General features: G+C 67.9%; 10 protein-coding genes. 7 read left to right on the top strand and 3 right to left on the bottom strand.

Annotated features, from left to right (window positions below; all coding sequences use genetic code 11):
* Positions 1–117: 117 nt before the first annotated feature.
* On the bottom strand, positions 118–1,071 hold the full coding sequence (locus tag HRJ34_RS24600; RefSeq protein ID WP_208632716.1) for a TauD/TfdA dioxygenase family protein: 954 nt from the start codon (positions 1,069–1,071) through the stop codon (positions 118–120).
* A 275-nt stretch (positions 1,072–1,346) separates the two neighbouring features.
* On the opposite strand from HRJ34_RS24600, the gene HRJ34_RS24605 reads away from it, so the two are divergent.
* On the top strand, positions 1,347–3,662 hold the full coding sequence (locus HRJ34_RS24605) for a TonB-dependent receptor (protein ID WP_011952588.1): 2,316 nt from the start codon (positions 1,347–1,349) through the stop codon (positions 3,660–3,662).
* 254 nt (positions 3,663–3,916) lie between these two features.
* Here HRJ34_RS24605 and HRJ34_RS24610 read toward each other — a convergent pair whose 3' ends face one another.
* Together HRJ34_RS24610 and HRJ34_RS24615 are read right to left on the bottom strand one after the other, a co-directional pair.
* On the bottom strand, positions 3,917–4,702 hold the full coding sequence (locus tag HRJ34_RS24610; RefSeq protein ID WP_208632717.1) for an enoyl-CoA hydratase/isomerase family protein: 786 nt from the start codon (positions 4,700–4,702) through the stop codon (positions 3,917–3,919).
* Between the two features lie 16 nt (positions 4,703–4,718).
* A complete protein-coding gene (locus tag HRJ34_RS24615) occupies positions 4,719–6,215 on the bottom strand; it encodes an aldehyde dehydrogenase family protein (RefSeq protein WP_208632718.1) in 1,497 nt (498 codons plus the stop codon).
* Between the two features lie 110 nt (positions 6,216–6,325).
* Between HRJ34_RS24615 and HRJ34_RS24620 the strand changes: the two genes are divergently transcribed.
* Genes HRJ34_RS24620 through HRJ34_RS24645 form a run of 6 tightly spaced genes read left to right on the top strand, consistent with a single transcriptional unit; the run spans position 6,326 to position 12,560 of the window.
* Positions 6,326–7,282: an alpha/beta fold hydrolase gene (locus HRJ34_RS24620; protein ID WP_011952585.1), complete on the top strand. Its 957-nt coding sequence runs from the start codon at positions 6,326–6,328 to the stop codon at positions 7,280–7,282.
* 47 nt (positions 7,283–7,329) lie between these two features.
* A complete protein-coding gene (locus HRJ34_RS24625) occupies positions 7,330–8,559 on the top strand; it encodes a cytochrome P450 (protein WP_208632719.1) in 1,230 nt (409 codons plus the stop codon).
* A gap of 16 nt (positions 8,560–8,575) precedes the next feature.
* Positions 8,576–8,779 carry a ferredoxin gene (locus HRJ34_RS24630; protein WP_011952583.1) on the top strand — a complete coding sequence of 68 codons (204 nt, stop codon included), beginning with the start codon at positions 8,576–8,578 and terminating at the stop codon, positions 8,777–8,779.
* Positions 8,780–8,803: 24 nt separating this feature from the next.
* A complete protein-coding gene (locus HRJ34_RS24635; RefSeq protein ID WP_208632720.1) occupies positions 8,804–10,000 on the top strand; it encodes an epoxide hydrolase family protein in 1,197 nt (398 codons plus the stop codon).
* A 17-nt stretch (positions 10,001–10,017) separates the two neighbouring features.
* Positions 10,018–10,938, top strand: a complete 921-nt coding sequence (locus HRJ34_RS24640) for an alpha/beta fold hydrolase (protein ID WP_226948935.1) — start codon at positions 10,018–10,020, stop codon at positions 10,936–10,938.
* Complete coding sequence (locus tag HRJ34_RS24645; RefSeq protein WP_208632722.1) at positions 10,935–12,560, top strand: GMC family oxidoreductase; 1,626 nt, start codon at positions 10,935–10,937, stop codon at positions 12,558–12,560. The genes HRJ34_RS24640 and HRJ34_RS24645 overlap by 4 nt, the downstream gene beginning before the upstream one ends.
* Positions 12,561–12,584: the final 24 nt, after the last annotated feature.

A 12,584-nucleotide genomic window follows, 5' to 3' on the forward strand; every position in this document is an offset into this window, starting at 1 on the left:
GCGCCGGCCCGCTCCCCCACCCGACCTCCCATCAAGGATATACTGAGTGGGAGGTCGGGTGGGGGAGCGGGCCGGCGCCGCCTCACATGATCCGCAGGATCATTTCCAAACGGACTTTCAGACGTCGACCAGCTCCAGCGCGCTGTTCTCGGCGCCTTCGAGCCGGCCCAGCGCATAGTCGCCGGCGAGGGTGGTGCGCTGCAGCCAGCGGCTGCCGCTTTCCGGGGGCAGCCCTTCGGCGCCGTGGAGCATGCGCCAATTGTCCCACAGCACGATGTCGCCCGGGGTCCAGCGATGGACGTGGATCTGGGGATGCGACAGCGTGTGCCGCACCAGCTCGCCGAGCAGCGCGTCGCCCTCGGCCTTGTCGAGGCCGAGCAGCTCGTCGGCGAACCAGGGCGAGAGGTTGAGCATCTTCCGCCCGCTTTCCTTCTGGGCATAGACGAGCGGGTGGATCGAGCGCGGATAGCTGTCCTCGCGCTGCTGGATGTCGCGGAACTTCTTGCCCATCCGGACCAGCCGGATGTCGTCGACGCTGTTCTTCATCGTCGAGATGTCCATGTAGAAGTCGTAGACGACCTCCAGCCCCTCGGCGCGCCGCTTCAGATCCTCGGGCAGCGTCTCATAGGCGGCGATCTTGTCGAGGAAGACCGTGCCGCCCATCTCCGGCGGGATCACGCGCGGGCGCAGCAGGCCGCCATGGTTGACCTTGTCGAAATAGACCAGATCGAAATGGAGCGGCAGCCAGCCGCCGAGGTCGACGCCATTGACGGTGTAGACGTTGCCGTTCTCGCCGCCGGGTTCATATTGGACGTTGGTGATCTCCAGCCGCGACGGATCGGTGTTGCCCTGCTTGATCGGATGGAGCTGGAAGGGGCCGAAGACGCGGCTGAGCTCGATGTGCAGCTCGTCGCTGTCGTCCATGCCGCGAAAGACGACGAGCCCATGGCGTATCCACAGCCGGTTCAGCTCCTCGCGGACGGCGGCGTCGGTCAGATGCGCCCGTTCGAGGCCATGGATCTGGATGGCTTCGCCGGACGGCGTCAGCGGTTCGATGCGGAAAGGGAACATGGCTGGCTCCTGCTGTCGGCCGAGTCTCGATCGTCGCAATGTGCCGGAGCAATGCATTTGTTGCAAACAGATATGGTCAAGCATCGAGCCCGGTGTCGCCAATGGCTCTGTGGGGCGATCTTTCCGTGCCGGCGATTTTGTCAGTTTTCCCCGGAAAATCGGCAAATTTCGATATAATTCAATTCATCAAAATAACTGTATTGACGCCTTGGCGGGCGAGGCGTATCCATTTGCTGCGTTCATGCACATAACAGATGAAAATCGGGAGGGGAGTCATGCGCAGCACATTCGCGATATTGGTCACCGGCTTCTGCGCCACGAGCGCGCATATGGCGCTGGCCCAGACGGCGGCGCCCGCCGCCGCGGCGGCGTCCGAGGTCGTGGACGATACGTCCCAGGGGCTGGGTGACATCGTCGTCACCGCCCAGCGCCGCGAGCAGCGGCTCCAGGACGTTCCGGTGACGGTCAACGCCATCTCCGCCCAGGGCCTCGAACGGCAGGGCATCACCAACACGGCCGATCTCAACGCCGTGGTCCCCGGCCTGAACATCGCCAAGTCGAGCACGGTCGTGCAGCCCTTCCTGCGCGGCGTCGGCACCGCGTCGCTGGTCCCCGGCAACGATCCGAGCGTGCCGCTCTACATCGACGGCGTCTATCATTCGGCGCCGGCCGCCCTGTTCTTCTCGTTCAACAACATCGAGCGCGTCGAGGTGCTCAAGGGGCCGCAGGGCACCCTGTTCGGCCGCAACGCCACGGGCGGCCTGATCCAGGTCATCACCAAGGACCCGACCCAGGAGCTCTCGGGCAAATTCTCGCTCAGCTACGGCAATTACCGCGCGGTCAACGCCACCGGCTACATCAGCGGGGGCACCGACACGATCGCCGCCGACCTGGCCGTGGTCTACAACAACCAGTCGAAGGGCTGGGGCCGCAACACCTACCAGGCGGGCGAGGGCGGGCCGATCGTCGTCGGCGGAACCACCTTCACCGATCGCAAGGTCAAGCGGGCCGCGGGCTACACCGACGAGTTCGGCATCCACAGCAAGATCGTCATGACCCCCGGCGACCGGACGACGGTCAAGCTCAGCGGCATGTACATCGATGTCGACACCAACCAGAACCACTATCGCCACCCGCTGCCGGGCCGGCTGCTCCCGGGGCCGCCGGGGCAGAATCCCTACAGCTTCACGGGCGGCTTCTACGACTATGACTCGGATATCGAGTGGTTCAATCGCAATCATCAATATCTGTTCACCGCGGAGGCCCAGCACGAGGCCGATTTCGCGACCATCAAGTCGATATCCTCCTATCTGAAGGCGAAGGCCGAGATTTCGGTGCCGTCGGACGGCAGCCCGCTGATCTCGCGCGCCAGCAGCTTCGCGCATCTGCGGTGGAAGACCTTCACGCAGGAACTCCAGATCCTGTCGAACAAGGACTGGGGCCCCTCCTGGCTCGAATGGATCGGCGGCCTCTATTATCTGAACAGCCGCGCCGGCTATGATCCGCAGGAAGTGACCTACGGCTATCGCTACGACGGCACGTTCAATCGCTATTCGTTCCAGACCTCGGATTCGCTGGCGGCCTATGGCCAGGCGACCGCGAGCCTGACCCCGACCACGCGCCTGACCCTGGGCCTGCGCTACAGCAAGGACCGGCTGGCCGCCACGCAATATCAGCTCGGCACCTCCGCCGTCCTGGGCGGCGGCAACGCCAACGGCGCGGTCACGATCCTCGTGCCCAAGGTGCGGACGACGTTCGACAAGATCACCTGGCGCGTCGCGCTGGACCAGCGGCTGACGCCCGACGTGCTGCTCTATGCCAGCGCCAGCCGCGGCTACAAGACCGGCGCATGGAACCATGGCGCGCTCTGCGCCACGACGCCGCCGGTGGGCGTCGCCTGCAGCAACCTGGTCTTGCCGACCCGGCCCGAGGTGCTCGACGCCTATGAGATCGGCCTGAAGTCGGACCTGTTCGACAAGCGCCTGCGGTTCAACATCTCGGGCTATTATTATGATTATTCGGACCTGCAGGTGCAGGCGGTCGTCGGCGTGCCGCCGATCAGCGTGCTCAACAACGCCGCGTCGGCCCGGATGTACGGCATCGACGTCGAGACGGCCTTCCAGTTCAATCGCTATCTGCGGATCTCGGCGAACGGCGCCTATCTCGACGCCAAGTACAAGAAATATCCGAACGCGGTCGGCTTCATACCGCTGACGGTGGCGCCCTATGCCAATTCGCAGATATTGTTCGACGCTTCGGGCAACAGGCTGCCCCGCGCCCCGAAGTTCACCAGCACGGTCTCGGTCGACTGGACCATTCCGACCGGCGCCGGCGACGTGACGCTGACGGGGAGCTGGTATTACAACAACGGCTTCTACTGGGATCCCCAGGAGCGGCTGAAGGAGCGGGCCTATAGCCTCGTCAACGGCCAGATCGCGCTCAAGGCGACCGACAATCTCAGCCTGCGGATCTGGGGCCGGAATCTGCTCGACAAGAAATATTACAGCTACCAGACCGCGACCAGCGCGGGCGACCAGGGCGCCCCGGCGGCCCCGCGCACCTACGGCCTCGCGGTGGACTTCCAGTTCTGACGCCTTCCCGGCCGGGCCTGATGGCCCGGCCGATCTCCTCCGGGAAAAGCAAAGGCCGGCTTCGCCGGCCTTTGCGCTGTCGGGCCACCGTCATGCCAGCCCCTCGACTGCCTGCAAGGCAGGCGCTCGGGATAAACTTCAGCCAAAGGCTGAAGGCTGGCCCATGTCTGTGGTCTTCTCAGATGGCCTCTGGCCGATGAGAGACATGGACCCCAGCCTGCGCTGGGGTGACGCGTTTGTCTCACTCGGGCGGTTCAGCGCCAGCTCGGCTTGCGCTTTTCCAGGAAGGCGGCGACGCCCTCGGCATAATCGGGGATGGCGATCGCCTCCTCGACGATGCCGCGCTCCAGCGCGTCGAGGCGCGCGTCGAGGTCGGCGCGGCCGAGCGCCGACAACAGCAGGCGCCGTCCGATCCGCAGCGCCGGGCCGCTCTTGGCGGTGAAGGTCCGCAGATGCTCGCGCAGGTCGGCGTCGAAGCCGGCGCGCGGCAGGGTCCTGACGGTCAGGCCGATGCGCTCGGCCTCGGCGGCGTCGATCCATCGGCCCGAGAAGGCGAGATCGAGCAGTTTCGCCTGGCCGACATGATGCGCCATCAGCAAGGCGGCGAGCACGCTGACCACGCCGATGTCGATCTCGGGAAGGGCCAGCCGCGTGTCCTCGCAGGCGATCACCATGTCGCAGGCGAAGGCGAGCTCGTTGCCGCCGCCCGAGCAGATGCCGTTGATCGCGGCGATCCTGGGCTTGCCGTCGACGGCGGCGAGCGAGCGCACCATGCGGAAGATCGCGCGGCTATGGTCGTGGACGTGGGCGAGGTCATGCTCGCCCACGTCGCTACCCGCCGCGAAGGCGCGGTCGAGCGCGGAGGCGACGACGATGATCCTGACGGCGGGGTCGGCGTCGAAGCGCGCGACCGCGTCGGCGATCTCGTCGGCCATCCGCGTGGAGATGATGTTGAGCGGCGGCCGCCGCAGCCGGATCCAGCCGACGCCGTCCTCGGCGTGGCTGTCGATTTCCGGCTGCGGCGGCTCGCTGTCGGTCATCGGGATCGAGCCCCGATCAGCCCGGCGTGTTGATCCAGATGGTCTTGCTCTCGGTATAGGCTTCGACCGACTGGCGGCCCAGCTCGCGGCCGAGGCCCGATTGCTTGTAGCCGCCGAACGGCGCGATCGGGTCGATCATGAAATAGGTGTTGATCCAGACGTTGCCGGCCTTGAGCGCGCGCGCGACGCGATGGGCGCGGGCGATGTCGCGCGTCCAGACGCCCGAAGCCAGGCCGAAATCGGTGTCGTTGCCCTGGCGCAGCACGTCCGCCTCGTCGTCGAACGGGATCACCGCGACGACCGGGCCGAAAATCTCCTCGCGGGCGATGCGCATCTGGTTGTTCACGCCGGAGAAGATGGTCGGACGGACATAATAGCCGCTGCCGGTGAAGCGGTCGCCGCCGAGGCTGACCGTCGCGCCGTCGGCGCGGCCGATGTCGACATAGCCGTTCACCCGCGTGAACTGGGCCTGCGAGACCAGCGGCCCCATCGTCGTCGCGGTGTCGAACGGATCGCCGACCCGATGCTGGGCGACCGCGGCCGACAGCTTCTCCAGGAATTCGTCATGGATGCCGCGCTGCACGAACAGCCGGCTGCCGGCGACGCAGACCTGGCCCGAATTGGTGCAGAAGGCGCGCATCGCCCCGGCCACCGCCAGGTCGATATCGGCGTCGTCGAAGACGATGTTGGGCGATTTCCCGCCCAGTTCCAGCGTCACCCGCTTCAGGTCGCGGGCCGAACTGGCGAGGATGTGCTTGCCCACCTCGGTCGATCCGGTGAAGGCGATCTTGTTCACCCCCGGATGGTTGACCAGCGCCTCGCCGGCGACGCGGCCATAGCCGGTCAGGATGTTGACGACGCCGTCGGGCAGGCCCGCCTCCAGCAGCAGCTCGCCCATGCGGATCGCGGTCAGCGGCGTCTGCTCGGCGGGCTTCAGGACGACGGTGTTGCCGCAGGCGATGGCGGGCGCGATCTTCCAGGCGGCCATCATCATCGGCCCGTTCCACGGGATGATCTGCCCGCACACGCCGACGGGCTCGCGGATCGTGTAGTTGAAGTGCTGGTCCGACGACGGATAGGTGTCGCCATAGATCTTGGTGCACCAGCCCGCATAATATTCGAACACGGTCGACAGGCGCGCCGCGAAGTTGCGCGTCACCGCGATCGGCAGCCCGTTGTCGAGCGTCTCGAGCTGGGCCATCTCCTCGACATGGTCGTCGAGCACCCGGGCGATCCGCAGCAGCAGCTTGGTGCGATCATGCGGCGGCATGCCGGACCAGGCGCGGCTTTCCAGCGCGCGCCGCGCCGCCGCCACGGCCTGGTCGACATCCTCCGGCGCGGCGGCGGAGGCCCGGCCGATGACCTGCTCGGTCGCGGGATCGACCGTCTCGAAGGTCTCGCCGGTGCGCGACTCCACCCATTTGCCGTCGATCAGCAGTTTCTTCGCGCCGGAGCCCAGGAAATCGGTGGTGGCCGCGGCCAGAGCGCCGCGGGTCAGGGTGGTGGTCGACATGCGTTTCTCCAATTGATGCGTTTGAATGATACGACATCATTAATTAGTTGCATAGAGCAATCGGCGCGTTTAGCTTCGGCGTCCGACAGCGGGATTCAGGGAGAGGCGGCGTGCTCGACAGGGAGGGGGACAAGATGGCCGCGATGGCGCTGGCCCCCGTTTCCCGGCCCGTCCCGGTCCCGGAGGCCGAGGATGCGGGCGGCTGGCAATTCGCCGATGCGCCGGCGCGCAGCGTCATGGTCGACGGCGTCCCGATCAGCTACCGGCTGTGGGACGATGCGCCGGCTGGCGCGCCGACGCTGCTGTTCCTGCACGGCTTCCGCGCCCATTCGCGCTGGTGGGATCATATCGTCCCCTTCTTCCGCGACGGCTATCGCGTCGCGACGATGGACTTCAGCGGCCTCGGCGACAGCGGCTGGCGCGATCGCTACACGATGCGCGGCTTCGCGCGCGAGATATTGGCGGTGATCGCCGACGCCGGCCTGGCGCCGGTCACGGTCGTCGCGCACAGCTTCGGCGGATCGCCCGCCGCCTTCGCCAGCATGATCGATCCCGGGGCGATCCGCCATGCCGTCATCATCGACACGCGGATGATCCTGGCCGGCGTGCCCGATCCGCAGCCGATCGAGCTGCAGGCCTTCAACGCCAGCAAGCGCATCTACAAGGACATGGACGAGGTGCGGGGCCGCTACCGGCTGATCCCCTCGTCGGGCGCGGTCGATGCCGGAATCCTCGACCATATCGTCCGCCATTCGGCGCGCGAGGACCGGGGCGGCTGGACCTGGAAGTTCGATCCGTCGTTCGATCCGCAGCTCACCGACGATCCCGATCGGCTGGTGCCGCCCGGCGTCGCGATGCCGATCGACTATATCTATGGCGACCGCAGCGGCGTGATCACGCCCGAGCTGGCCGAGCTGATCGTGTCGCTGCTGCCGAACTGCCGCGCGCCGATCGTCATCCCGCACAGCGACCACCATGTCCTGCTTGAGCAGCCGGTCGCGCTGGTGGCGGTGGTGCGGGCGCTGTTGATGCGCGGACCTTTGCAGGCGGACGGCGATCCGCGCTGATCCGGCGCGCCGGCGCCATCGCGCCATTCAGGAAGGGAGCAAGGCGAATGTCCTACCAGGAGCATCAGGCCGCGCAGCGGCTGGAGACGATTCCGCCGCATGTGCCCGCGGACCGCGTGGTCGATCTCGACTATTTCTCGCCGCCCGGCGTGGCCGAGGATCCCCATCTGGCCTGGAAGCGCCTCCATGACGGGCCGGACATCATCTACACGCCTTATTATGGCGGGCATTGGATCGTGACCCGCGCCGACGACATGTTCGCGGTGATGCAGGATTACGAGACCTTCTCGAACTGGGAGTTCACCGTGCCGAAGCGCGGGCCCGGCAATCCGGTGCTGATGCCCAACCAGCTCGATCCGCCCCGCCACGGGCCGATCCGCAGCGTGGTGCTGCGGCCGATGTCGCCCAAGGCGGTCGAGCCGATCGAGCCGGTGATCCGCAAGATCATGGCCGATCGCATCGCCAGCATCGTCCCCAAGGGCGGCTGCGAGTTCGTCGGCGAGTTCGGCGGCGACATCCCGCCCGAGCTATTCTTCGAGCATGCCCGCATCCCGAAGGACAAGCTGCCCGAGATGAAGCGCTTCGCCGACGCCGTCGCGCGCAGCGACAATGAGGAGGACCGGCGCGCGGCGCGGGTCGGCGGCGCCAACTACATGATGGCGATCCTCGACGAGCGCCGCCAGGTCGAGGAGCTCGACGACGACGTGTTCAGCGTCATCGTCCGGGCCGAGCGCGAAGGCCGCATCACCCGCGAGGAGAGCACGTCGATCGCGCTCAACGTCTTCTTCGGCGGGCTCGAGACGGTTTCGTCGGCGCTCGCCTTCATCGTGCTGTTCCTCGCCCGTCATCCGGAGCATCGCCGGCAGCTGATCGAGGACGCCTCGCTGACGCAGGATGCGACCGAGGAATTCCTGCGCCGCTTCGGCATCCTCAACCTCGCCCGCATCGCCACCAGGTCGACCACCTTCAAGGGGCTGACGATCGAGCAGGGCGAACAGGTGCTGCTGCCGCTCCACCTGGCGGGGCTCGACGAGCGCAAATTCCCCAATCCGCTGGAGGTCGACTTCCATCGCAAGCGGGCGGGGCATTTCAATTTCGGCACCGGGCCGCATCGCTGCCTGGGCTCGAACCTCGCCCGGCCGGAAATCCGCATCTTCATCGAGGAATGGCTGCGCCAGATCCCCGATTTCTCGGTGGACCCGGACGACAAGCCGGTGGGCGCCTCCGGGGTCGCGATGACGATGACGCGGGTGCCGCTGGTCTGGCCGTCGCGCTGACCGAAGGAGAGAGGCTATGAAGGTGATCGTCGACCACGCCCGCTGCCAGGGGCACGCGCTCTGCATGCTCAAGGCGCCGCAGGTCTATCAGCTCAACGACGACGGCTACAACAGCATGCCGCCGACCGAGGTGCCGCCCGAGCTGGAGGAGCAGGCGCGGCTGGGCGCGATCAACTGCCCCGAAGGCGCGATCCGCCTCGACAAGCGCGCCGTGGACTGACCGCAGAAGAGGAGGCCCATCGCCATGGCCGAGACCACCGCGACGCGCTCCACCGGCGCGCCGACACCGTTCCGCGTCGACGTGCCCGACGCCAGGCTGGCCGAGATTCGCGAGCGGGTCGCGCGCTACCGCCATTTTCCCGCGCCGGTCGACGAGGGGGACGCGTGGCGCTACGGGATCAACAGCCGCTGGCTGAAGCGGCTGTGCGACCATTGGCTGGACGGGTTCGACTGGCGCGCGGCCGAGGCCGAGTTGAACCGCTATCCGCAATATCGCGTCGAGATCGACGGCATCGGCATCCACTATGTCGAGATCCGCGGCGAGGGCGCGCGGCGGCGACCGCTGCTGCTGCTTCACGGCTGGCCCGGCTCGCACTTCGAGTTCTGGAAGATCGCCGAGCGGCTCGCCTTTCCCTCGCGCCACGGCGGATCGGCCGAGGACGCCTTCGACCTGGTGATCCCCTCGCTGCCCGGCTACGGCTTCTCGGGCCCTGCGCCCCGCCCGATCGGCATGCGCACGGCGGCGCGGCTGCTCGACACGCTGATGGTCGAGACGCTCGGCCATGCCCGCTACATGGTGCAGGGCGGGGACTGGGGGGCGGTGGTCGCGGCCTGGCTGGGCGCCGACCATGCGGCCTCCTGCGCCGCGGTGCACGTCAACCTGATCGGGCTCAGGCCGGCGCCGGGCGACGACGGCGCGGCCAGCGAGGAGGAGCGCGTCGCCATCCGCGCGATGATGGACCGCGAGCGGCCCGAGCTCGCCTATGCGGTGCAGCAATCGACCCGGCCCCAGACGCTGGCGATCGGGCTGATGGACTCGCCGGTCGGCACGGCGGCCTGGATCCTCGACAAATTCCACGATTGGTCGGATCTGGACGGCGGCTCGATCGAGAATGTCTATACGCTCGACGAGCTGCTCACCAATGTGATGATCTACCTCGTCACCGATACGATCTGCACCTCGCTCTGGTCCTATCGCGGCATGGCGGAGGAGCGGGTGCCGTTCGACCAGGTCTATTGCGCCAGCCCCACGGCGGTCGCCCATTATCCTTATGAACGGGTCGGGGGCACGCCGCCGCGCAGCTGGGTGGAGCGCTATTACAATGTGGTCCGCTGGACCGATCTCGACCGGGGCGGGCATTTCGCCGCGCTCGAACAGCCGGACTCGCTGCTGGAGGACGTGACCGCCTTCGCGCGCGACGCCTTCCCGGCCGGCGCCTGAACGGCCGCGCGATGGAGATGCGGACGGTCCGGGCCGGCGTGCTGGAGGTCGCCTATGCCGAGGCCGGGCCGGCCGACGGCTGGCCGGTCGTGCTGGTCCACGGCTTTCCCTATGACGCGCTCTGCTACGCCCCGGCGGCCGAGATGCTGGCGCGCGCCGGGGCTCGCGTCGTCATGCCGTGGATGCGCGGCCATGGCGCCACCCGTTTCCTGTCCGACGCGACGCCGCGGTCGGGCCAGCAGGGCGCGTTCGGCGCCGATCTGCTGGCGCTGCTCGACGCCCTGGGCATCGGCAAGGCGATCCTCGGCGGTTTCGACTGGGGCGGCCGCGCGGCCTGCGTGGTCGCGGCGCTCTGGCCCGAGCGGGTGGCCGCGCTGGTGTCGGTGGCCGGCTACAACATCCTCGATCCGTCGCGCGCGGCCGAGCCGCTCGCGCCCGAGGTCGAGCATCGGCTCTGGTATGTCTGGTATCTCCATTCGGAGCGTGGGCGCGCCGGGCTGGCCGCGCATCGCGAGGCGTTCTGCCGGCTGCTCTGGCGGCTCTGGTCGCCGCGCTGGGACTTCTCCGACGCCGATTTTGCGCGGACCGCCGCCGCCTTCGCCAATCCCGACTTCGTCGACGTCGTCGTCCACAGCTATCGTCATCGCCACGGCCTCGCCGGGGGCGATCCGGCCTATGCCGACATCGAGGCGCGGCTGGCGGCGCTGCCGCCGGTCACGGTGCCGGCGATGGTGGTCGAGAGCGGCAGCGACGGGTTGATCCCGCCCGCCCATTTCACGGACCTTTCGGCCCGTTTCACCGGAGGATTGAAGCGGCGGATGCTCGTCCAGGCCGGTCATAATCCGCCGCAGGAGGACCCGCGGGCCTTCGCCGACGCCGTGCTCGCCGCCCGCGACATGGCGCTCGCGCGGTCCGCGCTATCGGGAGGGGAAGGATGATCGAAGCCGATTATGTCATCGTCGGGGGCGGCAGCGCGGGCTGCGTCCTCGCCAATCGCCTGTCCGAGGACCCGAGGAACAAGGTCGTGCTGCTCGAAGCGGGCGGCGACGGCAAGGGCTTCTGGGTCGACATCCCGGTCGGCTCGGTCAAGCTGGTCGGCGACGAGCGGACCGACTGGATCCACAGGAGCGAGCCCGATCCGACCATCAACGGGCGCGAGATCATCTGGAACGCCGGGAAGATGCTGGGCGGCGGCGGCGGGGTGAACGGCCTCGTCTACATCCGGGGCCAGCGCGGCGATTATGATTTGTGGGAGAAGCTCGGTTGCGAAGGCTGGGGCTTCCGCGACGTCCTGCCCTATTTCATGCGGGGCGAGCGCTGGGAAGGCGACGGCGATTTCCAGTCGCACGGCCGCACCGGCACCCTGGCGGTGACCCATCAGCGGACGCGCGGGCCGATCCTGTCCGCCTTCTTCGAAGCCGCGAGCAATGCCGGCTTCCGCTATATCGAGGACCCGGCGGCGGGCGACATCGACGGCGTCTTCCACACGCTGACCAATCAGGAGGACGGGCGCCGCTGCAGCCCGGCCCGCGCCTTCCTGGAGCCGGTGCGCAACCGGCCGAACCTGACGGTGATGACGCATATGCTCGTCGACCGGGTGCTGTTCGACGGGCGTCGCGCGACGGCGGTGGCGGCGCGCGGCCGGGACGGGCGCATGATCGAGATTCGCGCGCGGCGGGAAGTCGTCGTCAGCGGCGGCGCGACCCAGTCGCCCGCCATATTGATGCGGTCGGGCGTCGGGCCCGGCGCCCATCTGCGCGATCATGGCATCGACGTGGTCGCCGACCGCGCGGGCGTCGGCCAGAACCTGATGGAGCATCCCGGCATCGGCCTGCGCTGGCTGATCGATCTTCCCTCCTTCAACGCACAGCTCCGGTCGCGCTGGCGGCAGGGGCTGGCCTTGCTGCGCTATCTGGCCCGCCACGACGGGCTGATGGCGCTGTCGATGACCCAGGCGATCGCGGGCGCGAAGACGCTGCCCGACCTCGCCGAGCCCGACATATTGCTGTTCTTCTCGAGCTGGATCTTCGATCCGACCAAGCCGCCGCTACGCCCAGGCAAGGCGGCGGTCTTCCCGCTGCTCAGGGAGCCGGCGGCGGGCATGCACAGCTTCGTCAACCGGCCCCACAGCCGCGGCGAGATCACCCTCCGCAGCCGCGCGCCCGAGGATTCGCCGGTCATCCGTCCCAATCTGCTGGGCGACGAGCGCGACGTCGAGACGCTGGTGCGCGCCGGCAAGGCGATCGAGCGCATCTTCGCGACGCCGGGCCTGGCCGAGCATGTCGTCGGCCGGCTCAGCCCCACGCTGGCCAGCGACGACGAGTGGCGCGACTTCGTCCGCTCGACCGCCGGCATCGGCTGGCATGCGAGCGGCACCTGCCGGATGGGCGGGGACGCGGATTCGGTGCTCGATCCGCGGCTCAGGGTGCGCGGGGTCGAAGGATTGCGCGTCGTCGACGCCTCGGTGATGCCGACCCTGACCAGCGCTAATACAAATGCTCCAACGATGATGATCGGCGAACGAGGCTCGGCACTGATCCTCGAAGACGCCGCTACCTGACAAGTCCATGGAACGGAGCGGTTT

This window comes from Rhizorhabdus wittichii, from assembly GCF_017607425.1.
Lineage (GTDB): Bacteria > Pseudomonadota > Alphaproteobacteria > Sphingomonadales > Sphingomonadaceae > Rhizorhabdus > Rhizorhabdus wittichii.

What these genes read in the sequence shown, in the direction of transcription:
- HRJ34_RS24600 (WP_208632716.1), bottom strand. Translation starts at nt 1,071, where the DNA reads ATGTTCCCTTTCCGCATCGAACCGCTGACGCCGTCCGGCGAAGCCATC.
- HRJ34_RS24605 (WP_011952588.1), top strand. Translation starts at nt 1,347, where the DNA reads ATGCGCAGCACATTCGCGATATTGGTCACCGGCTTCTGCGCCACGAGC.
- HRJ34_RS24610 (WP_208632717.1), bottom strand. Translation starts at nt 4,702, where the DNA reads ATGACCGACAGCGAGCCGCCGCAGCCGGAAATCGACAGCCACGCCGAG.
- HRJ34_RS24615 (WP_208632718.1), bottom strand. Translation starts at nt 6,215, where the DNA reads ATGTCGACCACCACCCTGACCCGCGGCGCTCTGGCCGCGGCCACCACC.
- HRJ34_RS24625 (WP_208632719.1), top strand. Translation starts at nt 7,330, where the DNA reads ATGTCCTACCAGGAGCATCAGGCCGCGCAGCGGCTGGAGACGATTCCG.
- HRJ34_RS24630 (WP_011952583.1), top strand. Translation starts at nt 8,576, where the DNA reads ATGAAGGTGATCGTCGACCACGCCCGCTGCCAGGGGCACGCGCTCTGC.
- HRJ34_RS24635 (WP_208632720.1), top strand. Translation starts at nt 8,804, where the DNA reads ATGGCCGAGACCACCGCGACGCGCTCCACCGGCGCGCCGACACCGTTC.
- HRJ34_RS24640 (WP_226948935.1), top strand. Translation starts at nt 10,018, where the DNA reads ATGCGGACGGTCCGGGCCGGCGTGCTGGAGGTCGCCTATGCCGAGGCC.
- HRJ34_RS24645 (WP_208632722.1), top strand. Translation starts at nt 10,935, where the DNA reads ATGATCGAAGCCGATTATGTCATCGTCGGGGGCGGCAGCGCGGGCTGC.